At 61.8% G+C, this 24,339-nt stretch carries 22 protein-coding genes; 5 read left to right on the plus strand and 17 right to left on the minus strand.

Annotation, left to right across the window (positions count from 1 at the left end; genetic code table 11):
- Positions 1-49: 49 nt before the first annotated feature.
- The gene (locus LDN70_RS11555) at positions 50-802 is read right to left on the minus strand and encodes an MIP/aquaporin family protein (RefSeq protein ID WP_142939097.1); all 753 of its coding nucleotides are present in this window, start codon (positions 800-802) and stop codon (positions 50-52) included.
- 171 nt (positions 803-973) lie between these two features.
- Positions 974-2,755 (minus strand): glycerol-3-phosphate dehydrogenase/oxidase, encoded by a 1,782-nt coding sequence (locus LDN70_RS11560; protein ID WP_142939096.1) that lies wholly within the window; start codon positions 2,753-2,755, stop codon positions 974-976.
- Between the two features lie 122 nt (positions 2,756-2,877).
- Between LDN70_RS11560 and LDN70_RS11565 the strand changes: the two genes are divergently transcribed.
- Genes LDN70_RS11565 through LDN70_RS11580 form a run of 4 tightly spaced genes read left to right on the plus strand, consistent with a single transcriptional unit; the run spans position 2,878 to position 6,823 of the window.
- Positions 2,878-3,840 carry a sugar-binding transcriptional regulator gene (locus LDN70_RS11565; protein WP_166840647.1) on the plus strand — a complete coding sequence of 321 codons (963 nt, stop codon included), beginning with the start codon at positions 2,878-2,880 and terminating at the stop codon, positions 3,838-3,840.
- Between the two features lie 34 nt (positions 3,841-3,874).
- The gene (locus LDN70_RS11570; protein WP_165450193.1) at positions 3,875-4,771 is read left to right on the plus strand and encodes an aldo/keto reductase; all 897 of its coding nucleotides are present in this window, start codon (positions 3,875-3,877) and stop codon (positions 4,769-4,771) included.
- Between the two features lie 10 nt (positions 4,772-4,781).
- Positions 4,782-5,726: an alpha/beta fold hydrolase gene (locus LDN70_RS11575; RefSeq protein ID WP_223940380.1), complete on the plus strand. Its 945-nt coding sequence runs from the start codon at positions 4,782-4,784 to the stop codon at positions 5,724-5,726.
- On the plus strand, positions 5,723-6,823 hold the full coding sequence (locus LDN70_RS11580) for a glycosyltransferase family 4 protein (protein WP_223940381.1): 1,101 nt from the start codon (positions 5,723-5,725) through the stop codon (positions 6,821-6,823). The genes LDN70_RS11575 and LDN70_RS11580 overlap by 4 nt, the downstream gene beginning before the upstream one ends.
- Here the strand turns inward: LDN70_RS11580 and LDN70_RS11585 are convergent.
- The 13 genes from LDN70_RS11585 to pyrR all read right to left on the minus strand — a co-directional run bounded on the left by LDN70_RS11585 (position 6,790) and on the right by pyrR (position 21,803).
- On the minus strand, positions 6,790-8,901 hold the full coding sequence (locus tag LDN70_RS11585) for a primosomal protein N' (protein ID WP_223940382.1): 2,112 nt from the start codon (positions 8,899-8,901) through the stop codon (positions 6,790-6,792). The genes LDN70_RS11580 and LDN70_RS11585 overlap by 34 nt on opposite strands.
- Before the next feature lie 161 nt (positions 8,902-9,062).
- Complete coding sequence (metK, locus tag LDN70_RS11590; protein WP_142939090.1) at positions 9,063-10,292, minus strand: methionine adenosyltransferase; 1,230 nt, start codon at positions 10,290-10,292, stop codon at positions 9,063-9,065.
- Between the two features lie 76 nt (positions 10,293-10,368).
- Positions 10,369-11,619 (minus strand): bifunctional phosphopantothenoylcysteine decarboxylase/phosphopantothenate--cysteine ligase CoaBC, encoded by a 1,251-nt coding sequence (gene coaBC / locus LDN70_RS11595; protein WP_223940383.1) that lies wholly within the window; start codon positions 11,617-11,619, stop codon positions 10,369-10,371.
- A 27-nt stretch (positions 11,620-11,646) separates the two neighbouring features.
- A complete protein-coding gene (gene rpoZ / locus LDN70_RS11600) occupies positions 11,647-11,907 on the minus strand; it encodes a DNA-directed RNA polymerase subunit omega (RefSeq protein ID WP_017197559.1) in 261 nt (86 codons plus the stop codon).
- A 39-nt stretch (positions 11,908-11,946) separates the two neighbouring features.
- The gene (gene gmk / locus LDN70_RS11605; protein ID WP_011774946.1) at positions 11,947-12,519 is read right to left on the minus strand and encodes a guanylate kinase; all 573 of its coding nucleotides are present in this window, start codon (positions 12,517-12,519) and stop codon (positions 11,947-11,949) included.
- 21 nt (positions 12,520-12,540) lie between these two features.
- Positions 12,541-12,867, minus strand: coding sequence for an integration host factor, actinobacterial type (gene mihF / locus LDN70_RS11610; protein ID WP_142939088.1), 327 nt, complete (start codon positions 12,865-12,867; stop codon positions 12,541-12,543).
- Positions 12,868-12,964: 97 nt separating this feature from the next.
- Positions 12,965-13,840 (minus strand): orotidine-5'-phosphate decarboxylase, encoded by an 876-nt coding sequence (gene pyrF / locus LDN70_RS11615; RefSeq protein ID WP_223940384.1) that lies wholly within the window; start codon positions 13,838-13,840, stop codon positions 12,965-12,967.
- Complete coding sequence (gene carB / locus LDN70_RS11620; protein WP_166840633.1) at positions 13,833-17,141, minus strand: carbamoyl-phosphate synthase large subunit; 3,309 nt, start codon at positions 17,139-17,141, stop codon at positions 13,833-13,835. The genes pyrF and carB overlap by 8 nt, the downstream gene beginning before the upstream one ends.
- Positions 17,141-18,295 (minus strand): glutamine-hydrolyzing carbamoyl-phosphate synthase small subunit, encoded by a 1,155-nt coding sequence (gene carA / locus LDN70_RS11625; protein ID WP_238703418.1) that lies wholly within the window; start codon positions 18,293-18,295, stop codon positions 17,141-17,143. The genes carB and carA overlap by 1 nt, the downstream gene beginning before the upstream one ends.
- Positions 18,296-18,368: 73 nt before the next feature.
- Complete coding sequence (locus LDN70_RS11630) at positions 18,369-18,890, minus strand: PH-like domain-containing protein (RefSeq protein WP_223940385.1); 522 nt, start codon at positions 18,888-18,890, stop codon at positions 18,369-18,371.
- Entirely contained in the window at positions 18,890-20,215 is a 1,326-nt protein-coding gene (locus tag LDN70_RS11635; protein ID WP_223940386.1) for a dihydroorotase, read from the minus strand. The genes LDN70_RS11630 and LDN70_RS11635 overlap by 1 nt, the downstream gene beginning before the upstream one ends.
- Positions 20,215-21,222: an aspartate carbamoyltransferase catalytic subunit gene (locus LDN70_RS11640; RefSeq protein WP_223940387.1), complete on the minus strand. Its 1,008-nt coding sequence runs from the start codon at positions 21,220-21,222 to the stop codon at positions 20,215-20,217. Before LDN70_RS11640 ends, LDN70_RS11635 begins: the two co-directional genes overlap by 1 nt.
- Positions 21,219-21,803: a bifunctional pyr operon transcriptional regulator/uracil phosphoribosyltransferase PyrR gene (gene pyrR / locus LDN70_RS11645; RefSeq protein WP_024816826.1), complete on the minus strand. Its 585-nt coding sequence runs from the start codon at positions 21,801-21,803 to the stop codon at positions 21,219-21,221. The genes LDN70_RS11640 and pyrR overlap by 4 nt, the downstream gene beginning before the upstream one ends.
- Positions 21,804-21,958: 155 nt before the next feature.
- Between pyrR and LDN70_RS11650 the strand changes: the two genes are divergently transcribed.
- Positions 21,959-23,209, plus strand: a complete 1,251-nt coding sequence (locus LDN70_RS11650) for a PrsW family intramembrane metalloprotease (RefSeq protein WP_502773730.1) — start codon at positions 21,959-21,961, stop codon at positions 23,207-23,209.
- 54 nt (positions 23,210-23,263) lie between these two features.
- On the opposite strand, the gene nusB is transcribed toward LDN70_RS11650, so the two are convergent.
- Both nusB and efp read right to left on the minus strand, forming a co-directional pair.
- Positions 23,264-23,674 (minus strand): transcription antitermination factor NusB, encoded by a 411-nt coding sequence (gene nusB / locus LDN70_RS11655; RefSeq protein WP_011774956.1) that lies wholly within the window; start codon positions 23,672-23,674, stop codon positions 23,264-23,266.
- Entirely contained in the window at positions 23,674-24,237 is a 564-nt protein-coding gene (gene efp, locus LDN70_RS11660) for an elongation factor P (RefSeq protein ID WP_011774957.1), read from the minus strand. Before efp ends, nusB begins: the two co-directional genes overlap by 1 nt.
- Positions 24,238-24,339: the final 102 nt, after the last annotated feature.

Consider the following 24,339-nt stretch of genomic DNA (forward strand, 5'->3'; position numbering starts at 1 on the left):
CAGGTGGTGATTTACGACGTGCGGATGGGTGTTGCGAGTGTTTGCAGTATTAGCCGGCGAGTGCAGGCATGATGTCGGGAACCCACAAGGCCACGAGCCCTGCGAGGGCGCCACCAACCAGCGGTCCGACCACCGGGATCCAGGAGTAGGCCCAGTCGCTGCTGCCCTTGCCCTTGATGGGGAGGAGGGCGTGGGCGATGCGGGGGCCGAGGTCACGTGCAGGGTTAATGGCGTAGCCGGTGGGACCACCGAGGGAAACGCCGATACCGACAACAAGCAGTGCAACGGCAAGCGGGCCGAGGCCGGAGGGTGTGCCGCCGAAGGTCAGGATGACGAAGACCAGGACGAACGTGCCGATGATTTCTGTGATGAGGTTCCACGGGGTGGAACGGATGGCCGGACCGGTGGAGAAGGTGCCCAGCTTGTTCGCAGCGAGGGGTTCTTCATCGAAGTGCTGCTTGTAAGCGAGCCAGCAGACAACTGCGCCCAGGAAAGCGCCCAGTAGTTCAGCACCGAAGTACGTCAGGGTGGACGCGAAATCGACGGGCACACCGGGGGCGTACTCTGCTTTTTGATTGACCAGCAGGCCCAGGGTGACAGCCGGGTTAAGGTGCGCACCGGACTTTGCAGCCACGAAAACGCCCGCGAAGACCGCAATACCCCAGCCCCACGTCACCATCAAGAATCCACCGTTGTTGCCCTTGGTGCCTTTGAGCGCAACGTTTGCCACGACGCCACAACCCAGCAGGGTCAGCATCATGGTTCCGAATACTTCGGAAAGGAAAACAATTCCAAGAGACATCTTTGACTCCTCATTTTTCTGTTGTCAGCCTCCTCGCGGGTGAAGAGGCTGTTGGGACGGTTCCGTTGTCTCCGGAACCGTCCCGGCGTGGTGGTCCCCTGGCGGGCCCACCTACCCCATTCCGTCCCTACCGCACGCTGGGACGGTCAAGCTGTTTTCCGCTGCTTGTGCTCAGGCTACGAGACTGTGCACGTCAACCTTGTGGAACCGCTGCAGTACTTCCTGGGCGTGGCGGATTTCCGCTTCACGGGTGGCTGCGTCCCAACCGAGCGGCTCGGCCAATGCTGCAGCGATCTCGTTGAGCAGCTCGCCGGTAACCAGCCCACGGAATGCCAGCGAGGTCCTGCGGATGAGGACATCCACCAGGTGCCCGATTTGCTCGTGTTCTGCCATGTAAGTCAGCTCCCGGACACTGAGCTCGCGCGTGGCACGCAGCAGCGTGTCCTGTCCCGCGTTCAGGTACTCGATAACTGCATCTGCCCGGGTTCCGTAGCGGGTCAGCAGGACAGCTACGCGGTCGGCGTCCAGGCCAGGACCCATGTGCTTTTTGATCCATTCCTGTTCGCCTTGTTCAGTGGCCGGGAAGCCGGCGCCGCCGCCGATGGCGAGCTTCGCCGTCGAGACTTTCCGTTCCATGCCCAGTTCGCGGAGGACGTCGTTGGTCATGTGTTCGGCCAGGGCGCGGAAGGTGGTCCACTTGCCGCCCACCAAGCTGAGGACGACGGCGGCCTTACCGCCCGGCGTTGTGACGGCGTCGCGGCCGGTGCGTACGCTGCGTTCGATGCGGTAGTCGCGTGAGACGAATCCCGGCTGGGTTTCGTCGTGGCGAGGCAACGGGCGGACGCCAGCGAAGCTGTAGACGATCTGTTCGCGTTCCACCTTGATGGTGGGGAACACGTGGCCGACGAGGTCGAAGAAGTAGTCGATTTCTTCTTCGGTGCACACTGCGTCTTCGGACATATCAGCGTCCACGTCCGTGGTACCTACCAGGACGCGGTCTCCCATGGGGTAGATGAGGACGATGCGGCCGTCGGTGTGCTCGAAGAAGATTTCCCGGCCGTTGCATGCTGCGAGCAGTTCCGGGTGGTCCAGGACGATGTGGGATCCCTTGGTGCCTCCCATGAACTTGCTGACGGCCCCCATGGATTGGTTGGTGAGGTCTACCCAGGCACCTGTGGTGTTGACGATGACGTCAGCCTGGAAGTCGAATTCCTTGCCGGTCAGTTCATCACGAAGCCGGGCTCCGTCCGAGCCCATGGACACGAGCGAGACGTAGTTGCTGGCGCGGGCGCTTCCTCCCGGCAGGCCCCCGCCGCGGCCTGCCTTTTCTCCGTCCTGCAGGACATCAAGGGTGAGGCGTTCCGGGTTGTGAACCGAGGCATCAAAGTAGGTAGCCGCGTACTTGATACCGGAGTGAAGCTTGGGAAGCTCGGCCAAGGCCCTGGTGCGGCCGCGGAACTGGTGGCGGGGTACGCTTCCGCCGTCGCGGGAGAAGAAGTCGTACATGCTCAGGCCAACCTTGATGAGGAACGCGCCGCGCTCCTTGGGCTTGCCCTGTTTGTGGGTGAGGAAGCGCATGGGTGCGGACAAGATGCCTGAGAACGTGCTGAAGATGGGGATGGTGGTCTGCAGTGGCTTCACGTAGTGCGGCGCAATCCGCAGGAGGCGGTTGCGCTCAACCACTGATTCCTGGACCAGGCGGAACTCGCCGTTTTCCAGGTAGCGGATGCCGCCGTGGATCATGTGCGAAGAAGCGCCGCTGGCACCTTGGCAGTAATCCCCGCGTTCAACAAGCGCCACGTCGACGCCTTGAAGGGCAAGATCGCGGAACGTTCCGACACCATTGATGCCACCGCCGATGATGAGTACCTTGGCCGAGGGCCGCTCCTGCAGTGCAACGACGGAGTCGCGCTGTGTGTGCTGTGAGGTACCGGAAATCTTGTTGTGTCCCAAAACTGCTCCCTTGGGCTTGGTTCGTGCGCCGCGCCACTCGCTGCTGCACCGTTCACCACTAATCTGGCGAAGGTGGAAAATGGAGTCAAGCTATTTGCACAAACGTGCAGGAAGGAAATGAGATGGCACGATCACGTCACTCGGATGCACTCCGGGCTGCACAGATGTATTACCTGCAGGACCTGACCATGGATGCTATTGCCCGCGAGCTCCGGACGTCCCGATCCACAGTGTCCAGACTGTTGTCCTCGGCGCGGGAAACCGGCTTGGTTCAGGTCCAGATTCGAAGCCCTTTTGATACCGGCCCGGAGCTGGAAAGCCAGATCCGGAACCAATACGGAGTGGACGTCCACGTGGTTCCGGTGCTGGATACTCTCAACGAAGCAGAGACCCTGGACCGCGTAGCCATGCAGGCTGCACGAACAATCGGACCCCTTGTGGACTCAAATGCCATCATCGGCGTCGCCTGGGGCGCAACACTGAGCGCGGTCAGCCGGCACCTAACCCGCAAGGTCACCCATGACAGCATCGTGGTTCAACTCAACGGCGCCGGAAACATGCAAACCACCGGCATTACCTATGCCAGCGACATCATGAGACGCTTCGGCAGCGCGTACGGTGCGCGCGTGGAGCAGTTCCCTGTTCCGGCCTTTTTTGATCATGCCTCCACCAAGACCGCCATGTGGAATGAGCGCAGCGTTCAACGCATCCTGGACTTGCAGGCCCGCATGAGCATCGCCATTTTCGGCGTCGGATCCGTTGATTCGGACTACCCCAGCCACGTGTACGCCGGTGGTTACCTCGATGAATACGATCTCACCATGCTGGCCGCAGACGACGTCGTTGGCGACGTGGCGACCGTCTTCTTCCGGAGCGATGGGTCATCGGACGGCATCACCTTGAATGCGAGGTCAACCGGTCCAAGCCATGAACAGTTGCGCCAAGTCAGGCGCCGGATTTGCGTGGTCTCCGGGGCCTCCAAGATCAACGGACTCCAGGGAGCCCTGGCAGCAGGACTGGCAACTGACCTTATTCTGGACGAAGCCTCAGCCCGACGCCTGGTGAGTTTCAACAACCATTCCTGAAGCAATCGTGCAAGGAATGGGTAGAGTCGTTGCTATGAGATCCCCCACCAAGCTGACATCGAACAAGTTGGCACTCAACAACGGCGTACAGATGGACCGCATGGGATACGGACTCTACAAAGTTCCCGCCACAGACGCCGAGGCATTGGTTGCCACAGCCTTGGGCGAGGGCTACCGGAGATTCGATACAGCAGCGATGTACGGCAACGAAGTGGGGGTGGGCCGGGCGCTTGGCGGTGCGATCGGAGACGCCGCTGAAGCGAACAGAGGTACCGGAGGCTCCGGCGAATCCGTGCACGCACTTGCGCGCGAAGACGTCTTCGTCACCACCAAGGTATGGAACGATGACCACGGCTACGATGCCACGCTCCGGGCGTTCGATACCTCCATCTCCAACCTCGGGCTGGACTTTGTGGACCTCTATCTCATCCACTGGCCCTGTGCCGGGCGGGGACTGTTTGCAGAGACCTACAAAGCATTGGAGACCCTGTACCGGGAGGGCAAAGTGCGGGCGATCGGTGTTTCCAATTTCCAGCCCGGACACCTTGAAGAACTCATGCAGAAGGCAGAAGTTGTCCCCGCGGTCAACCAGATCGAGCTGCACCCTTGGCTGCAGCAAACCAGACTGCGGACCTTGCATGATCAGTTGGGAATCGCCACCGAGGCTTGGAGCCCCCTCGGCCGCGGGCAGGTCCTGGCTGACCCTGCCATTGTGTCGCTCGCCGATAAGTACGGAAGAACTCCGGCACAGGTCATTTTGCGTTGGCATCTGCAACTGGGGAACCTGGTCATCCCCAAGGCAAGCTCGGCAGGACGGATCAAGGAAAACTATGCTGTCTTTGATTTTGAACTGGACGCCGCGGACATGGACGGCATAGCCGCGCTCGAACGGCACCATCGGACCGGGTCCCACCCGGACAACGTGAACTAGGAACCAAGCAATGGACAATGTGGACACCGCGCACTCCCCCCAGGGTGCACAGGCCCCCAGTGAATTCTTCAGCAAATCCCTGGCGGGGCGGACGCGTGCCTCGGACGTTGAGGTGGACGGCAGCAACGTAGCGTACTGGACGTACGAGCCGGTCACTGTCTCTCCGATGACACGCACCATTCTGGTCATCCATGGCTTCCGGGGAGACCACCACGGGCTGTTGCGCGTCGCTGATCAACTTCCGGAAATGCGCATCATCATGCCGGACTTGCCTGCCTTCGGCAGCTCAGAACCTTTCGTTGAGGACGAACACAGCGTTGAACGCTACGGAAAGTTCATCTCCGGTTTCATGGCGGCGCTCGGCTTGGATCACAAAACTGTCCTGCTTGGGCACTCCTTCGGATCAATCGTCGCCAGCCATTTTGCCGCGGCGAATCCGGGAGTCGTCTACCCGCTGATCCTGATCAACCCAATCGCTGCGCCGGCATTGGAGGGTCCCAAGGGCCTCATGACAAAGCTTGCGGTGCTCTACTACCAGGCCTCCGCCAAACTTCCCCGCCCTCTGGGACTGGCGGTGCTGAGGAATCGGCTGATCGTTCGCATCATGAGCATCACCATGGCCAAAACCAACGACAAGAACCTGCGCCGTTTCATCCATGCCCAGCACGACGCCTACTTCAGTGCCTTCGCAGACAGAAAAAGCCTGCTCGAATCGTTCAAGGCTTCCGTCTCAGGCAACGTGGCCGAGGTCGCCGAACAGCTAACTCTTCCCGTGCTGCTGGTCGCCGGCGAGAAGGATGAAATAGCCACCCTTCCCAACCAGTACAAACTCATGAGACGCCTACCCGAGGCAAAGCTGGAAGTGATTCCCGGCGTCGGGCATTTAATCCACTATGAGACGCCGGTTCCGGCGGCAGAAGCAATCCGCACCTTTCTGGAGGAACATCCCGCGTGAAAATTGTCATCGATGCCCGCTTTACCCGAACGGACCACCACGATGGCATCAGCCGCTACGGTTCCAGCCTCATAGCCGCAACGTCCAAAATCGCCGACGTCACCATGCTGATCAGCGACAAACGCCAACTGGCCCTGCTGCCCGACGTTCCGTATGTGATGGTCAACAGCCCCTTGTCTCCTTTGGAGTTGTTCGTCGCGCGCAAGGTCAACCCCCTGGGCGCTGACGTGGTGGTGTGTCCCATGCAGACCATGGGCACCTTGGGCCGCCGGTACGGGCTGGTATTGACCCTCCACGACCTCATTTACTACGAGCACCCGACTCCCCCGGGCTTCCTGCCAGCCCCGGTGCGCCTGTTGTGGAGGCTTTACCACAAGGCCTTTTGGCCGCAGCGGCTCCTACTCAACCGCGCGGACATCGTAGCCACCATCAGCCGCACTACCGAGGCGCTCATGGCCAAGTACAGGCTGACAAAGCGGCCCGTGCGGATTGTGGGCAACGCACCCCAACCCGGTCAAAAGCCTCGCGCGCCTGAAGCCGGCGCGGACAAGTCCCTGCTCTACATGGGTTCTTTCATGCCGTACAAGAACGTGGAAACCATGATCCGGGGCATGTCCGGCCTGCACCAGTACACCCTTCACCTGCTGAGCAGGATCACTCCGCAGCGCAAGGCAGAATTGGAGGCGATGGTTCCTGAAGGAGCCAAGGTGGTATTCCACAACGGTGTTACTGATGGAGAGTACGACGAACTCCTGCTCAGGGCCACAGCGCTGATCAGCCTCTCACGCGCCGAGGGCTACGGCCTGCCGTTGGTGGAGGCCATGGCCCTGGGAACCCCTGTGATCGCAAGCGATATACCGATCTTCCGTGAAGTCGGCGGTAATGCCGTCAGCTACGTAGACCCGGAGTCACCCGTGGAGTTCGCGGCGGCTGTAACTGCGCTGGGCGAGGAATCTCTCTGGCAGGAACGCTCCCGCAGGTCCGCAGAGCGTGCGGCAGAGTTCAACTGGGACGAATCGGCGCGGCAGCTCCTTGCTGCAGCCGAGGAAGTGGTAGCCCTGCGTCAGAGGACGTCCACCCCGTCCAGGCGCAACTGAACGGGTCCTGAGGTCCGCTTGGCGGCGCTGGCTGCCTTCACGGCCCGCATAGCACGCGTGGTTTCCGCAGCGTCTCCGTAGGGAATGAAGTAGAGCGTCCTGACGTCAGCATCAGCCTCAGCGCCTGACGATTGCCCGCCGGACAGCTGACCGCTGCCGGAGAACACTACGGGCGCAGGCCCGGCTTTTCGGAGTTTTGCTGCCGAGGCCAGCCCGGCGTTGGACTCCAAGGCGTCGCTGAAATGCGCGACGTCGGCCCTTGCCCCGGTCACGGAAGCTACCCTGACTGCAGGAGGCAGCTGAAGTTCCTTCCGAAGCGCCAGTTCACGTGAGGCAAAGCCGGAGGCGTCCCACCGCAACAGTGCCCCCGTCGCCGCCGTGTCGTCAGCGGTGATCACTACAAGTCCACCTTGAGTGGCCGGCTTCACCAGGGAGGCGGCGTTGAACCATCGGCGAACCGTATCCTCTCCCGCCCGCAGGTTCTCCCGCCGAAGTAACGAGTTGCCGTCCAGCAACAGGGCGGCCGCGTAACCGTTGGGCGCAACAGGCTCAGCGCCCACCGTTGCGACCACCAGAGCGGGAGTATCCGGCACACTGGCCTTGACGTGCTCGCCTGAAGAGGTCACCACCGCTTTACCGGGAAAAGCCCGTCCCAGTTCTTCGGCCGTCCGCATCACGCCAGCTGCTCCCCGGCGGAGTCGTGTTCCACTGCAGTGCGTGCAGCGCCATTGCGGGGCCGGCGTGGAGCACCACCGGCATGCCGGCATGGCCGAGCTGCTTGATACGGCCAGCGGCCCCTGACAGGCATTGCAGCGGGCAAGTTCCCGGCACGTCTCGCATACCAACGACGGGGCGTATCCGGCCCGGGCCACTTGGACCAGGACAGGACCCCGCTCCAGGCCCTCCTTGGCCGCCCGCCACGCTGCGCCCGGCAAGCGCGCAATACGTGCCAGAGGATCACGTTCTTGTTCAAAACTGTCAGCGGTATTGAGAACTCTGGGTGCTGTGGCGCGGACAGTACGTCGCGGCGCTTCAAGGGGCACCGCCCACTGCATTTCAACAAGGCGTTGGAGCTCGGTACTTCGGTTGTGGGAGGCCATGAGGCATGCGGCGTTCTCCTGCTCGGCACGCAACAGCAGTACTTCCCTGGTGTGCGCATAAGGTGCCCGTTGCTCGATGTGGAGGTCGTCGCCGTCGTCCCAACACACCACCAGACCCAGATCGCGAACAGGAGCATAGGCCGCCGAACGGGTACCAATGGCCACTCCCGCTGTCCCGCTCAGTAGCCGCAGAAAGTTCCTATAGCGGGGAGTTTGCCCGTCGTCCGCCGTCAGCCGGGCGACGTCGGAAGACGGCAGGACGTTGGCAAGCGCCGCCTCCAACTGCTCAAGGTCCCTATAATCCGGCACCACCACAACCGCGCCACGTCCCGATTTACGAACTGTGGCAACGGCCGTAGCAATCATGGCCGGCCAACCATCGGGGCCGAATCCTTGGAGAGCTGTGAGGACAGCTTTGGGTGAACCACCACTGGCAAGGTGCTGCAGGTACGGCGCTCCGTTGGAGTACGCCGCCCACGCGCGGGCCTCCGTGAACGGTTTCAGGTCCGCTGCGTCGGCGTCGAGGTCCCCGGCCAAGAATTCCTTCTCCACCTTGGCCATACGGGGAGGGACAGCCGTCCGGAGAACATCGCTGAGCGTACCGGCGTACCGGGCAGCGACCCTGCCGGCCAACTCGTTGATAGCCGGGGTCAGGACAGCAACCGGGGACACAACTTTATGCAGGGCCGTCAGCGGGTGGGCTGCATCCGAGTCCGCACGGCGCTCGACGATGTAACCATTGAGCTCCTGGCCGTTGAACTTCACTTTCACCCGAACACCGGGGACCGCAGTTTCGGAGAGCTCCGCGGGAACACTGTAGTCGAAAGGCCTGTCCAGGTGCGGCACGGAAGACTCCAGAACGACGCGCGCAACGGGATTCACAGCTGCCAACGGAGGTCCGTTGACAGGACCCCGGTCCGGGAAACCCTGCAGCAGCGATGGTTGAAGCAACGATGGCTGGGCCTCGTGTCCTGCCATACTTCACCTCCAACTCTGAGCGCAGAAAATGCACCACGCATTCTTAACCGGGAATGCCCACAGCGGGATTGACCCGCTGCGGGCATCTCTCTGGCTTCAGCCAACCACGAAGCACCGACAAAACAACATCAGCACTCAGGACGGCTTGCAGGAACAACACCTCAGGCGTTGAAGTATTCCTTCAGGTCCGCCACCCGGTCCAGCCGTTCCCACGTGAAATCCGGGTCGTCGCGACCAAAGTGACCGTGGGCCGCCGTCTTGGCATAGATGGGCCGTTTGAGATCCAGGGCGTCGATGATGGCCCGCGGACGGAGGTCGAACAGCTCATCGATTGCTTCACTGATGCGGGCCGGATCAACGGTTTCCGTGCCGAACGTCTCAACGTAGGTTCCAACAGGGCGTGCCTGGCCGATTGCGTAGGCAATTTGGATCTCAGCACGCTTGGCCAGTCCGGCGGCCACAACATTCTTGGCAACCCACCGCATGGCGTAAGCTGCCGAGCGGTCCACCTTGGACGGATCCTTGCCGGAGAATGCGCCACCGCCGTGGCGTGCGAAACCACCGTAAGTGTCCACGATGATCTTTCGGCCTGTGAGCCCGGCATCGCCTACCGGACCACCAATGACGAACGCGCCCGCGGGGTTCAGAATGTTCGCAGCGTGTGCGATATCCAGGTTGGACGCCGACATGACGGGGTCGATCACATAGCTGGCCAAGTCCGCGCGCAGCTGCTCGAGGCTGGCGTCTTCAGCGTGCTGGCTGGAGATGACCACCGTTTCCACGGAAACCGGCCGGTCGCCGTCGTAACCTACCGTGACCTGTGTCTTGCCGTCCGGACGCAGGTAGGCCAGCTCGCCGTTCTTGCGGACTTCGGTGAGGCGTTCTGACAAACGGTGCGCCAGCCAGATGGGAGTTGGCATGTAGGACGCCGTCTCGTCGCTGGCATAGCCAAACATGATGCCCTGATCGCCGGCACCCTGGAGGTCATAGTCATCCTCCTGGCGGCCTTCGCGGGCCTCAAGTGAGTTGAACACGCCACCGGCGATGTCGTTTGACTGCTGGCCGATGGACACGGACACACCACAACGGGCGCCGTCGAAACCGTTGGCGGACGAGTCGTAGCCGATGCCCAGGATGGTTTCGCGGACAATCTGCGGAATTTCTACGTAAGCGTCGGTGGTGACCTCACCAGCCACGTGCACCAAACCTGTAGTGGCCATGGTTTCAACGGCCACACGGGATTCAGGATCGGCAGCCAACAGGGCGTCCAGGATGGAGTCGCTGATTTGGTCGCAGATCTTGTCCGGGTGCCCTTCGGTGACCGATTCGGACGTGAAGAGCCTGAGCTTGGACGGGGTGCCATGGTGTTCATGGTGCAGCGGTAAAGTCACTCGACCACCTTACTGGGTTGCGGGACGGCGGTATTTGCCGTGTGTCCCTTTGCTAAGAATTGGGGTGTGGGCTCAGTTACATGGCCGGGAAGACCCGGGTGAGTTCGGCCCCTACCCGATCAATGACGGCAGCGGCGACGTCGGCCTTCGAGCCGGCGGCTGACTCAGGGTCCGCACCGTGACCGGACAAGATAACGACGGAATTCTCATCCTGTCCGAACACCCGGCCAATGCCCACCTGGTTCACCACCAGGAGGTCACAGCCCTTGCGCTTGAGCTTGGCTGTTGCATGCTCCAGGACGTCGCCATGGGCGTCACCGGTTTCGGCTGCGAACCCTACAATCAACTGTTGGCCGCCATCGGCATTACGACGCTCCACGAGCTCGTGCAGGATGTCCGGGTTCCGGATTAACCGCACAACGGGCGCGTCCTCGCCGTCCACCTTCTTGATTTTCGTATCCGAGACCTCTGCCGGACGGAAGTCCGCCACGGCGGCTGCCATAATCACGACGTCGGAATCCGCCGCCGCTTTCAGCGCTGCCTCACGCAGTTCCAAGGCGGATTCAACGCGGACGAGCTCGACGCCGGCAGGCGGCTCAACGTCCATGTGAGCCGCGATAAATCTCACAGTTGCCCCGGCAGCCAAGGCTGCAGCAGCCAGTGCCGCACCCTGCTTGCCGGACGAGCGGTTTCCAAGGAACCGGACCGGGTCCAGAGCTTCACGCGTGCCACCGGCAGAGATCGTCACGATCCGCTCTGCCAGCGTCTGCTCCGCGGCGGTAACAGCCTGGGTCTGTTCTGCGGCTTCTGTAAGAGCCATGGCCGCAGCAAAAATTGCCTCGGGCTCGGGCAGGCGTCCGGGACCCGAATCGGCACCCGTCAGGCGACCGGAGGCAGGCTCCAGCACGGTGACACCACGGCTGCGCAAGGTCTCCACGTTGGCTTGGGTTGCGGCGTGCTGCCACATTTCCGTGTGCATGGCGGGTGCAAACAGAACCGGCCCGTGGGCCATGAGGAGGGTGTTGGTAAGGAGGTCGCCCGCGTGTCCGGTTGCTGCTTTAGCCAAAAGGTCAGCGGTAGCAGGAGCAACTACTATCAGGTCTGCCTCATGCCCTAGACGGACATGATTGACCTTCTCGACGTCGTCAAAGACGCTGTTGCTCACAGGGTTACCGGAGAGGGCTTCCCACGTGGCCACTCCGACGAATCGGGTAGCGGCTTCCGTAGGGATGACCGTCACCTTGTGACCGGATTCAGTAAAAAGCCGGAGGAGCGATGCAACCTTATAGGCTGCGATCCCTCCCCCGACTCCGAGGACTATGCGCACGTGACCTCCGTCAACAGGCAGTCTTTATTATTCTGCAGGCTCGATCGGCGTGGAAACCAGCAAGCCTTCGTTGATCTCGCGCAGAGCGATGGACAACGACTTCTCGTTCAGCTTGGTGTCAACCAACGGGCCGACGTACTCGAACAGGCCCTCGTGCAGCTGAGCGTAGTAGGCATTGATCTGGCGGGCGCGCTTGGCGCCGAAGATGACCAGGCCGTACTTGGAATCAGCAGCCTCAAGCAGCGAATCGATCGGCGGGTTGATGATGCCTTCAAGGTTCGTGGACACGAATTCTCCAAATTTTAGCGGGCCAACAAATGCAAGCGCTTAGCGCTGGTGCGGGGTAAGCCCCATGAGTGAAACAAGCTCGTCCGCTGCCCGGCGAACGTCGTCATTGATGACGGTGTGGTCAAACTCCGGTTCAGCAGCAAGTTCCAGTTTAGCGGTTTCCAGCCTGCGCTGCTGTTCCTCGGGAGTTTCGGTGCCGCGGCCCACCAGTCGGCGAACCATTTCGTCCCAGCTGGGCGGCGCCAGGAACACAAAATTCGCGTCCGGGACGGCAGCTTTTACCTGTCGCGCGCCCTGGAGGTCGATCTCCAGAAGTACAGACTTACCGTCTGCAATAGCGGCATCAACTGTGCTTCGAAGGGTCCCGTAGCGGTTCTGGCCATGCACCACAGCCCACTCCAGGAGTTCACCCTCTGCCACCAGGGAGTCGAACTCCTCAGCAGACTTGAAAAAATAGTGGACCCCGTCCTTTTCACCCGGACGCGCAGCCCTGGTGGTTGCCGAGACTGAGAGCCAAACCTCTGGATAGTTGTCCCTGATGTAGGTGGATACGGTTCCCTTGCCAACGGCAGTGGGGCCTGCAAGGACAGTCAGTCCGGGTTTCTTGCTCACGGATTCCTTCGGGGAGATGCGTCAAACGCTTTGCTGGGTATCCATAAAATCTACCAGCGCCCGGGCCTGATGAATTCCCAGGCCTCTGATGCGCCGCGATCCTGCAATGCCAATCTCCGCCATAATCCCGGCAGCCCTGACGGGCCCGATACCCGGCAGGGCCTCCAACAACTCCACTACCCGCATGCGCGCAATCGCGTCGTCGGTGGCTCCGGAGGAAATCAACTCAGCAATGCTGACTTCGCCGCGCTTGAGTCTCTCCTTGGCGGCGGCACGCACTGACCGCGCCTTGGCAGCTTTCTCAAGCGCATCTGAACGCTCCTGCGGTGTCAGCTCTTTAAGGCCCACTGCCAAACCCCTGTCAGATCGCACATGTGATCCAGATCACGCGGACTGATCCTGAACTTACCGGCAGGGGCCCGGTTGCGCAATGAGCATGGACAACTTACTCGAAGCGAAGTCCGCGCAAAGTTTCCTCAGTGGCAGCACGGAGGCTTGCCAAGGACGGTCCTGCCGCCAGGATCCCCCGGCTGGAAGTGGCCAGGACCGTGGGGTAAGCAGCGCCAAACGTTGTGCGAAGGTCAGCTGGAGTGGCGCCCTGGGCACCGAGGCCAGGGGCCAATATTGCACCGCGCACAGGCGCGAGTTCAATATCCAGATCATCCAAGGCAGAGCCGATGGTTGCCCCTACCACCAGGCCAACTGACCCCATGGAACCGCTGTACCGCTGGTTCTCGAGGGCCGCGGCAGCGGCAATCCTACGCGCCACGGAATCACTTCCACCGACGTGCTGCACAGACTTTCCTTCAGGGTTCGATGTCAGTGCAAGCACAAACACTCCCCTGCCATACTGCGCAGCAAGGTCCAATGCCGGGCGCAGCGACTCAAAGCCCAGGTACGGGCTAAGCGTCACCGAGTCCGCGGCCAAGGAAGAACCGTCACGCAGCCAGGCATCCGCATAGGCGGCCATAGTGGAGCCGATGTCGCCACGCTTGGCGTCGGCGATGCTGAGCACGCCCGCATCCGCGGAGGCGGTGAGCGTCCGTTCCAGCACAGCCATGCCGGCCGAGCCGTGGCGCTCGTAGAGCGCCACCTGCGGCTTGACCGCGGCAGCGAGGGAAGCCACGGCCTCAACCACCGTCAGCGAGAAGCGCTCCAAGCCGGCGACGTCGTCGGTCAATCCCCAATCGGCCAAGAGCTGCGGGTGGGGGTCGATTCCGACGCAGAGCGGGCCGCGCGCGGCCATGGCCGCAGCCAGCCGGGATCCGAAAGACTCCCCGGCCGGCTGCTGGCCTTGCTGTGGTGAAGCAGACTCAGGCATTGGCTGCTTCCATTGCCGCTGACAGGTTGGCTGCGTGCTCCTGCAGGCTGGTCACCGACCATTCGTAAGTGCGCAGTGCCTCAATGGCCTGCACTGCGGCATTGAACTCGGCAACGGTGGTGATGCAGGGAATGCCAATGGACGTTGCCGCAGCACGGAGTTCGTAACCGTCGCTGCGGGCTTCGCCGCCGGAGGGTGTGTTGAAGACCATGTCGATCTCGCCGGCGATGACCAGATCCGCAATGGTGCCTTCGCCCTCTGCGCTGCTGCCCTCGGCCACCTTACGCACAGGGGTTGCCTGAATGCCGTTGCGGCGCAGGACGTCAGCGGTGCCACCGGTGGAAACGATCTCGAAGCCCAGGTCCGAGAGGCGCTTGACGCCCATAATCACTGAGCGCTTGTCACGGTTGGCTACCGAGACGAAGATCTTGCCCTGGGTGGGCAAGGCGTTGTTCGCTGCGGCCTGGCTCTTGGCGAACGCGGTGTCGAAGTGCTTGTCGATGCCCATGACTTCACCGGTGGAGCGCATTTCCGGGCCGAGCAGGGAGTCCACAACCTTGCCCTCAGGAGTACGGAAGCGGCTGAACGGAAGGACCGCTTCCTTGACGGCAACCGGCGCGTCCAAAGGCAGGGTGGAACCGTCACCGGTTTCCGGCAGCATCTTGTAGGCGCCGCGGAGCTGGTTGATGGTGACACCTGTGCCGATGAGCGCAGCGGCCTTGGCCATTTGCACGCCTGTCGCCTTGGAAACGAAAGGAACGGTGCGGGAAGCACGCGGGTTGGCTTCAAGGACGTACAGGACGTCGGAGGCCAGCGCGAACTGGATGTTGATGAGGCCTCGGACGCCAACACCTTCGGCGATGGCCCGGGTTGCCGTGCGCACACGCTCAATCACGTTGTTGCCCAAGGTAATCGGCGGAAGCACGCATGCGGAGTCACCGGAGTGGATGCCGGCTTCCTCGATGTGTTCCATGATGCCGCCGAGGTACATGTCGGTGCCATCGAAAAGTGCGTCGACGTCAATTTCGACAGCATCTTCGAGGAAGCGGTCAATCAGCACCGGGTGGTCCGGGGTGATTTCCGTGGCATTGGCGATGTAACGGGAGAGGTTTGCTTCGTCGTAGACGATCTCCATGCCGCGGCCGCCCAGGACGTAGGACGGGCGGACCAGCACCGGGTAGCCGATTTCGTCGGCGATCTTCTTGGCGTCCTCGAAGGACACGGCGGTGCCGTTCTTCGGGGAGGTCAGTCCGGCTTCATCCAGGACGCGGGCAAAGGCGCCGCGGTGCTCCGCCAGGTCGATCGCTTCCGGCGAAGTGCCCAGGATCGGAACACCGGCATCAGCGAGCTGTTGGGCCAGCTTCAGCGGGGTCTGGCCACCGAGCTGGACGAAGACACCCATGACTCCACCGGTACGCTCCTCTGCAGCAATGACCTCAAGGACGTCCTCAAGGGTCAGCGGCTCGAAGTAAAGGCGCGTGGAGACGTCGTAGTCCGTGGAGACGGTCTCCGGGTTGCAGTTGACCATGACGGTCTCGTAGCCGGCCTTGCGCAGCGCCATGGAGGCGTGGACGCAGGAGTAGTCGAACTCGATGCCCTGGCCAATGCGGTTGGGCCCGGAGCCCAGGATGATGACGGAGGGCTTGGCGTGCAGGCCTACTTCGTCTTCCTCGTCATAGGACGAGTAGTGGTAGGGCGTGTAGGCAGCGAACTCAGCGGCACAGGTGTCCACCGTCTTGTAGACCGGACGAATACCCAGTGCTTGCCGGACGCCCCGGACTACTGCCTCATTGTTATGTGTCAATGCACCGATCTGCTCGTCTGAGAAGCCGTGACGCTTGGCGTTGCGCAGCATCTCCTCAGTGAGAACACCGGCCTTGCGGATCTCCTGCGCCGTCTCATTGAGGAGCTGCAGCTGGTCCAGGAACCAGGGGTCGATCTTGGTGGCTTGGAAGACCTCTTCCACCGTGGCGCCACCCAGGAGCGCACGCTGCACCTGGTGCAGTCGTTCCGTGGTGGGGCGCTTGGCCTTCTCGATGAGCTCGGCAACCTCGTACTCCGGTACGGAGCTGAAGTCCAGCTGTGAGCCCTTCTGTTCCAATGAGCGAAGGGCCTTCTGGAGGGCCTCGGTGAAGTTGCGGCCCATGGCCATGGCTTCGCCCACGGACTTCATGGTGGTGGTCAGGGTGTTATCCGCTGCCGGGAACTTCTCGAAAGCGAAGCGCGGAACCTTCACTACCACGTAGTCCAACGTCGGCTCGAAAGAGGCAGGGGTTTTCTGGGTGATGTCGTTGGGGATTTCGTCCAAGGTGTAACCAAGGGAAAGCTTGGTGGCGATCTTGGCGATGGCGAAGCCGGTTGCCTTGGAGGCCAACGCGGAGGAACGGGATACGCGGGGGTTCATCTCGATCACCACTACACGGCCTGTTGCGGGATCGATGGCGAACTGGATGTTGCAACCACCGGTGTCCACACCAACTTCGCGGATGACCGCGATGGAGACGTCGCGCAGCTTCTGGTACTCGCGGTCCGTGAGGGTCAGGGCCGGAGCTACCGTGATGGAGTCACCGGTGTGGACACCCACGGGGTCGAAGTTCTCGATGGAGCAGACCACAACGACGTTGTCGTTCTTGTCGCGCATCATCTCAAGCTCGTATTCCTTCCAGCCGAGGATGCTCTCTTCAAGCAGGACCTCGGTGGTGGGGCTGTACTGCAGGCCCTGGCCGACGATGCGGCGGAGGTCGTCCTCGTTGTAAGCCAGCCCGGAGCCTAGGCCACCCATGGTAAAGGACGGGCGGACCACCATGGGGTAGCCGAGGTCCTCGGCAGCAGCGAAGGCTTCTTCCATGGTGTGGATGATGTGGCTGCGTGCGGACTCTGCGCCACAACGCTCCACGACGCCCTTGAACTTCTCACGGTCTTCGCCGAGCTCAATGGCGGCGATGTTCGCGCCAATGAGTTCCACGTTGTACTTCTCCAGCACACCGTTCTTGTCCAGCGCGATGGCCGTGTTCAACGCAGTCTGGCCGCCGAGGGTGGGCAGGATGGCGTCCGGGCGCTCCTTGGCGATGATCTTTTCCACCACCTCTGGAGTGATGGGCTCTACATAGGTGGCATCGGCGAATTCGGGGTCCGTCATGATGGTGGCCGGGTTGGAGTTCACCAGGATGACCCGCAGGCCCTCCTCCTTCAGGACGCGAAGTGCCTGGGTACCGGAGTAGTCGAACTCAGCCGCTTGGCCGATAACGATGGGGCCGGAACCGATGACAAGGACGCTCTTGAGATCTGTACGCTTGGGCATTACTTCTTGTCCTCAGTCTTGGAGTCGTTGGAGTTGGCGCCTGTGGCCTTGGACTTGGTGTCGGCCATGAGGTCGATGAAGCGGTCGAAGAGGTACGCAGCATCGTGCGGTCCGGCCGCAGCTTCGGGGTGGTACTGGACCGAGAAGGCGGGGATGTCGAGGCAGGCGAGTCCTTCGACGACGTCGTCATTGAGCGAAATGTGGCTGACTTCCACACGTCCGTATCGTTCTTCCGGTGCCACGGTGGCCCCGTTCAACGGGGCGTCAACGGCGAAGCCGTGGTTCTGCGAGGTGATTTCCACCTTGCCGGTCCGGCGGTCCATGACGGGCTGGTTGATGCCGCGGTGGCCGTAACGGAGCTTGTAGGTGCCAAAGCCCAGGGCCCGGCCGAGGATCTGGTTGCCGAAGCAGATACCGAAGTACGGGAGCTTCTCATCCAGTACCGAACGCAGCAACGAAACCTGGTTGTCAGCGGTTGCAGGGTCTCCTGGACCGTTGGACATAAAAAAGCCGTCGGGCTTGACAGCGTTGACATCCTCCAGGGTGGAGGTGGCCGGAAGGACGTGCACGCGCACGCCACGCTCTGCGAAACGCACCGGAGTCATGGCCTTGATGCCGAGGTCAACGGCTGCGATGGAGAAGCGCGGCTCGCCTTCCCAGCCGTGGTCCTTTGGTTCCACGACGTAAGCCTCGTCAATGGAGACTTCCTCCGCCAGGGCTGCGCCTTCCATGGGGGCGCTGGCGAGGACAGCGTCCAGCAGTTCTTTGTCGGTGGCGTGCGCGGCCTCACCGGAGAAAATGCCGGCCCGCATGGTCTTGTGCTCACGGAGGTGGCGGGTGATGGCCCGGGTGTCTACGCCCTGGATGCCGACGATTCCCTGCTCCACCAGTTCCTCATCGAGGCTGCGCTCGGAACGCCAGTTGGAGGGGCGACGGGCGGCGTCGCGCACGATGTACCCGGCCACCCAGATGCGGCGGGATTCAGCGTCTTCGCTGTTGACGCCGGTGTTGCCGATGTGCGGCGCTGTCTGCACCACCAGCTGGCGGGCGTAGGAGGGATCGGTAATGGTCTCCTGGTAGCCCGTCATGCCGGTGGCGAAGACTGCCTCACCGAGAGCGGTTCCCTGGGCTCCGTAGCTGCGGCCGCGGAACATGCGGCCGTCTTCGAGCACGAGTACTGCTGCTGAGGGGGTGGGTGTGGTGGCTGCTTTACTATCCGTCACTTTATTACTTTCCACTATCGGCTTCTGCCTGAGGGGCTGCGGAGATCAATTCTTGGAGGGCTTCGAGGAGGAGCTGCTTGTCGGCTGCATGCCTGGAACGGAATCCGGTGTCCAGTTCCCGGGAGCCAAGCTTCCAGTTGATGACCAGGAGTCCGTCTTTTTCGACGAATTTTCCGGCCATGCCATTGGTTTCCCGGCTGTCGACCAGAGCTGAGCGCGGGATGAAGACCGGAGCGGCACCCGCTCGGTCGAACAGCACACCTTCGGCGTGGATGCTCAGTTCAGCGTTGGTGCGGATACCCAGGCCCTGGACTGCTATCCGGTCCAGCCAATCGCCGGCCGTTGTGGTGGCCACGTATTGGCCGTCTGCCACTACCGTGGCCGGCGTCAGCTGCTTCGGCACCTCGGGGAGGCGTTCGACGTCGGCTTGTCGCCTTAGCCTGTTGCGCCATCCCAGCCAGATCATCGCCAGGACGACGACAATCAGCGGCACCGTGATGAGCACGGTCAGTGATTGGTTGTCCATTAGTTGCTGCCGACCGCCGGGTACCTGTACGGCGTGTTGAGCTGGCCATCAAGGACCGTGGGGTGGCCTTTGAAGAAGGTTGCCACCACGGATCCGGGCAGCTCCTTGCCCTTGAACGGTGAATTGCGGCCCATGGTTGCCATTTTATGCGGGTCAACAGTCCAACGCGCAGCCGGGTCCACCAGGATGACATTGGCAGGTTCGCCAACCTCCAAGGGACGGCCCTGATCGGCGACGCGCCCAATGACTGCAGGGGTGAACGAGGTAACCCTGGCGAAATCAGCCCACGTCATGAGGCCGGTTTCAATCATGGTCTCCTGCACCACGGACAGTGCGGTTTCAAGACCGGTCATGCCCATGGCTGCTTGCGCCCATTCGCATTCCTTATGCTCGCTGGGGTGCGGGGCGTGGTCTGTTCCCACGACGTCGATGGTGCCGTCGGCCAGGCCCTCCCGGAGGGCCTGCACGTCGGCATCGGTGCGTAGCGGGGGGTTGACTTTGTAGACGGGGTCGTAGCTGCGGACCAGCTCATCAGTGAGCAGCAGGTGGTGCGGAGTGACCTCGGCGGTGACATTGATTCCACGGGCCTTGGCCCAGCGAACGATCTCCACGGAACCGGCCGTGGAGACGTGGCACACATGGAGGCGGGAACCAACATGCTGGGCAAGCAGAACGTCGCGGGCGATGATGCTTTCCTCGGCAACAGCGGGCCAGCCGGTGAGTCCAAGCACGGCCGACACCGCGCCTTCATTCATTTGTGCCCCGGCGGTAAGGCGCGGTTCCTGCGCGTGCTGGGCCACTACGCCGTCGAACGCTTTGACGTACTCCAAGGCGCGGCGCATCAGCACGGGATCGTGGACGCAGATGCCGTCGTCGGAGAACATCCGGACCTGGGCGCGGGAATCGGCCATGGCGCCCAGCTCTGCCAGTTGCTCGCCCGCCAAACCTACGGTGACCGCACCGACGGGGCGGACGTCCACCCAGCCCGATGCTCGGCCAAGGCTATGAACCTGCTCCACGACGCCGGCAGTATCAGCCACCGGGTTGCTGTTGGCCATGGCATGGACAGCTGTGAAACCGCCCAGGGCGGCAGCGCGGGTGCCGGTCTCCACTGTTTCGGCGTCTTCGCGGCCGGGTTCGCGCAAGTGGGTGTGCACGTCCACCATGCCGGGCAGTGCAACGAGGCCCTGGGCGTCGATCACTGTTGCGTCGTCCGCAGACAAGTCCGTACCGCGGGCTTCAATGACACCGTCGCGGATCAAGAGGTCTTCAGCTGCGCCGCCGAGGATGGCGGCCCCACGAATCAGGTAGCTGTTCTGGGCCATCAGTTGGTCTCCTTGCTGGACTGGCTTGCGTTCGGAACGGCTTCACGGGAATCCCCGGAGAGCAGCAGGTAAAGAGCGGCCATACGGACCGAAACACCGTTTCGCACCTGGGCGAGAACAGTTGAACGCGGCGAATCTGCGGCTGCCGATGAAATCTCCAGGCCACGGTTCATGGGGCCGGGGTGCATGATGATGGTGTCCTTCATGCCGAGATCGTCCAGCGCACGGAGCCTTGCGTCGTCGAACCCCCAGCGGCGCGAGTACTCGCGGGTAGAGGGGAAGAACGATGCGTTCATGCGCTCACCCTGGACACGCAGCATCATCATGGCGTCAACGCCCGCTTCCAACGTCTCATCCAGGTTGTAGCTGACCTTGCAAGGCCAGTGCTCGACGCCGATGGGCAGCAGGGTGGGTGGCGCCACCAACGTGACCTCGGCGCCGAGGGTCTTGAGCAACCAGACATTGGAACGGGCAACGCGGGAGTGCAGGACATCGCCGGCAATCGCTACGCGCATCCCTTTGAGGTCTGCGCCCGTGGACTCAATGCCATTGACCCGTGACCAGTGCCGACGCATGGTGAAAGCATCCAGCAATGCCTGGGTAGGGTGCTCATGGGTACCGTCGCCGGCGTTGATGACTGCTGCATCAATCCAGTCAGTGGCTGCAAGCCGGTGCGGCGCGCCGGAGGCCCAGTGGCGGATGACGACAGCGTCCGCGCCCATGGCTGCCAGCGTCTGTGCAGTGTCCTTGAGGGACTCTCCCTTGGATACCGAGGATCCCTTGGCGGCGAAGTTAATGACATCGGCTGACAGTCGCTTGGCTGCCGCCTCAAAGGAAATGCGGGTACGGGTGGAGTCCTCGAAGAAGAGGTTCACCACCGTCCGGCCGCGCAGTGCCGGGAGCTTCTTTACTTCACGCTCGCCGACGGCGGACATTTCCTCCGCCGTGTCCAGAACACGGATGGCGTCGAAAAGACTGAGGTTTTCGGTGGAAAGAAGATGCTTCATTTACCGGCCTCGATAACAACCTCGTTGACGGGCACGCCGTCTACGGAATCGATCTCCTCGAGATGGACCCGGACCTTCTCCGATGAGGAAGTGGGCAGGTTCTTGCCCACGTGATCCGCGCGGATGGGAAGCTCACGGTGTCCCCTGTCCACCAGCACCGCAAGACGGACGATGCGTGGGCGGCCAAGATCGACCAAGGCGTCCAAAGCGGCTCGAATGGTCCTGCCTGAGTACAGGACGTCGTCGATCAGGACAACAACCTTGTTGTCTATGCCTGAGAGTGGAAGCCGGGTGTGGCGTGGGGGCCGTGTGGGCTGATGTGAGAGATCGTCACGGAACATGGTGACATCCAACTGGCCAACCATAGTGTCGGCGTTCACCGTGGGGTCGGCTGCCGCGATCTTGTTGGCAAGCCGCACGGCCAGAGGGTAGCCCCGGCTGGGAATGCCCAACAGGACCAGGTCCTGGGAGCCTTTGTTGGCTTCGAGGATCTCGTGGGCGATACGAGTGAGCGCACGATCAATGTCCGCCTGATTGAGGACAACCCGCGACGGCACGTGTGCTGAAGTGACTTCAGTCATCGCTCGTCTCCCCTTTCCCCGCCTCACGGGACGGAATTAAAAAAGGAATATTTGCTTTTCAAAACTACCACAGCGCCCCTTTCCCACCTCAGCGGGGACCGCAGTGACGCGTGAGTTTAAGCTCACACTCCGTGCCGTGGAATAGGCTCTTGCCCATGACCATGAACCACCACGGCCAACCAGGCGGACAACCTTATCCGCGTCCCTACCTGGAACCTGGCGCCAACCCAACGTGGATTGGCCGCGTCCAGCCCGGTAATTACCAACCGGCCCCAGGCAACCCGACGACGCTCCCGCAGCAAACCTGGGCCATGCCGCCAGCGCCGCAGCCTCGCCGGTCCTGGGGGACGCTCCCTTTACTCATCGGAGCAACCGTGCTGGTCCTCGGCAGCCTGTTCCTGGTGGTGCCGTTTCTCCTCGGCAACACCGGCATCAGCGGGTTTGTCATCGGCTTCATTGCCTCACTGATTCCACTCTCCGTAGTGCTGCTGACGGTACGCCTGATAGATCGCTGGGAACCCGAACCAAAAAGGCTCCTGTGGTTCGCTTTCACGTGGGGTGCCGCGGTTTCCATTGCCGGGACACTGCTTATCCAGCCGCTCTTCGCACTTGCAGCTCCCACCTCCAGCGAAGAAGCATTCACCTACTTCATGGCAACGGTCCAAGCCCCCATCGTGGAGGAATTCACCAAGTCGCTGGGATTGCTGGTCCTGATCCTGGCAGCACGCAAATATTTTGACGGACCTGTTGATGGGGTGGTGTTTGCCTTCACCATTGCCGCGGGCTTTGCCTTCACGGAGAACATCCTCTACTTCGGCCGCGAAATAGCCTCATCATCAGATCCAAGCACTGACCTCATCAGGATCTTCATCCTCCGGGGTGTCATGTCGCCCTTCGCGCACGCAGTTTTCACGGGTACAACCGGACTGATCATGGGTTTCGCTGCCCGCAAATGGCATTCGGGGTACGCGGTCCTGGCCTTCTTCATCGGCTTGTTGCCTGCGATGTTCCTGCACAACCGCTGGAACAGCATGGGACAGAACTTCCTGGTGGAGTACTTTGTTGTCCAAGTCCCGATCTTCCTGGTGGCGGCAGTGGGCATCCTCCTCCTCAGGGTTGCCGAAGGAAAACTCACCCGGCAACGTCTCCTCGAATATGCCCGGGCAGGCTGGTTTACTCCCGCAGAAGTGGAGATGATGGGTACCTCCGGAGGCCGGAGGCAGGCTATTCGCTGGGCGTCCTCGCGCGGGCGTGGTGCGCAGATGAGAGCCTTCATCAAAGGGGCCACAGCCCTGGCATTTACCCGCCAACGGATTCTCAGCGGCCGCGACGTCCATGTCCATCAGCATGACGAGTTCGAGCTCCTCAGAAAGATCCCAACGCTTAGGGCAGCGGTCCTCCAGTAAACACAAAAGAACCCGCATCCAGTGGATGCGGGTTCTTCAGCGGCCAACAACTCCTTATGCCAGGAGCGAGGGCTTCAGCTTCTGGAGCCGGCCAAGCAGCCCATTGATGAAGGCAGGCGACTCGTCCGTGGACATGGTCTTCGCGAGAGCAACAGCTTCGCTGACGGCTACGCCGTCGGGAACCTCGTCATTGTAGAGAAGTTCCCATGCGCCAATACGAAGGATGATGCGGTCAACCGAGGGCATCCGCTCCAACGTCCAGCCTTGGGCGTACGTCTGCAGGAACTCATCGATGGTTGCCTGCATGGAAACAACACCCTCGACGATTTCCACCGTGTAGGGGTTGATGACAAGGTCGGTCTTCTCCCGCCGCGCTGTCATCGCGTCGAAAGCCGAAACGGAACGCTGCTCCGCCTCGAAAAGTACTTCAAGAGCCCTGCTACGGGCTTTACCGCGTGCGCTCACTAGTCGTTGACCCGGCCCAAGTAGCTGCCATCGCGGGTGTCGACCTTGACCTTGGTGCCCTGCTCAACGAACAGCGGAACCTGGATTTCGTAACCGGTCTCGACAGTTGCAGGCTTGGTGCCTGCCGAGGAGCGGTCGCCCTGAAGGCCCGGCTCCGTGTAGGTGATTTCGAGGACAACACTCGGGGGCAGTTCAATGTACAGCGGCGTGCCCTCATGGATGGCGATGTTGACCATCTGGTTCTCAAGCATGAAGTTTGTGGCGTCGCCCACCGTGGCACCCGATACGGTGATTTGGTCGTAGTCCTGGGTATCCATGAACACGAAGTCTTCGCCGTCCTGGTACAGGTACTGGTAATCGCGGCGGTCTACCGTAGCGGTTTCAATCTTCAGGCCGGCGTTGAAGGTCTTGTCAACCACCTTGCCGGACATGACATTGCGCATCTTGGTACGGACGAAGGCGCCGCCCTTGCCTGGCTTGACGTGCTGGAACTCGATGATGTTCCAGAGCTGGCCCTCGAGCTTCAGTACGGTCCCGTTCTTGATGTCGTTTGTGGTTGCCACTCGTATCCTCTGGTTATCGCACTGGTTCTGACTGCCAGCTATCTATGCCAAGCAGGCGTACCAATCGGCCCGCCAGCGCGTATTTATCAAAAATCCAAGAAC

It is taken from the genome of Arthrobacter sp. StoSoilB22 (genome assembly GCF_019977315.1).
Taxonomy (GTDB): domain Bacteria; phylum Actinomycetota; class Actinomycetes; order Actinomycetales; family Micrococcaceae; genus Arthrobacter.

What these genes read in the sequence shown, in the direction of transcription:
- pyrF (WP_223940384.1), bottom strand. Translation starts at nt 13,840, where the DNA reads ATGCCTGAGTCTGCTTCACCACAGCAAGGCCAGCAGCCGGCCGGGGAG.
- LDN70_RS11635 (WP_223940386.1), bottom strand. Translation starts at nt 20,215, where the DNA reads ATGGCCCAGAACAGCTACCTGATTCGTGGGGCCGCCATCCTCGGCGGC.
- LDN70_RS11570 (WP_165450193.1), top strand. Translation starts at nt 3,875, where the DNA reads ATGAGATCCCCCACCAAGCTGACATCGAACAAGTTGGCACTCAACAAC.
- LDN70_RS11565 (WP_166840647.1), top strand. Translation starts at nt 2,878, where the DNA reads ATGGCACGATCACGTCACTCGGATGCACTCCGGGCTGCACAGATGTAT.
- LDN70_RS11575 (WP_223940380.1), top strand. Translation starts at nt 4,782, where the DNA reads ATGGACAATGTGGACACCGCGCACTCCCCCCAGGGTGCACAGGCCCCC.
- LDN70_RS11585 (WP_223940382.1), bottom strand. Translation starts at nt 8,901, where the DNA reads ATGGCAGGACACGAGGCCCAGCCATCGTTGCTTCAACCATCGCTGCTG.
- carB (WP_166840633.1), bottom strand. Translation starts at nt 17,141, where the DNA reads ATGCCCAAGCGTACAGATCTCAAGAGCGTCCTTGTCATCGGTTCCGGC.
- pyrR (WP_024816826.1), bottom strand. Translation starts at nt 21,803, where the DNA reads ATGACTGAAGTCACTTCAGCACACGTGCCGTCGCGGGTTGTCCTCAAT.
- LDN70_RS11555 (WP_142939097.1), bottom strand. Translation starts at nt 802, where the DNA reads ATGTCTCTTGGAATTGTTTTCCTTTCCGAAGTATTCGGAACCATGATG.
- LDN70_RS11630 (WP_223940385.1), bottom strand. Translation starts at nt 18,890, where the DNA reads ATGGACAACCAATCACTGACCGTGCTCATCACGGTGCCGCTGATTGTC.
- LDN70_RS11650 (WP_502773730.1), top strand. Translation starts at nt 21,959, where the DNA reads ATGACCATGAACCACCACGGCCAACCAGGCGGACAACCTTATCCGCGT.
- LDN70_RS11640 (WP_223940387.1), bottom strand. Translation starts at nt 21,222, where the DNA reads ATGAAGCATCTTCTTTCCACCGAAAACCTCAGTCTTTTCGACGCCATC.
- carA (WP_238703418.1), bottom strand. Translation starts at nt 18,295, where the DNA reads ATGTTCCGCGGCCGCAGCTACGGAGCCCAGGGAACCGCTCTCGGTGAG.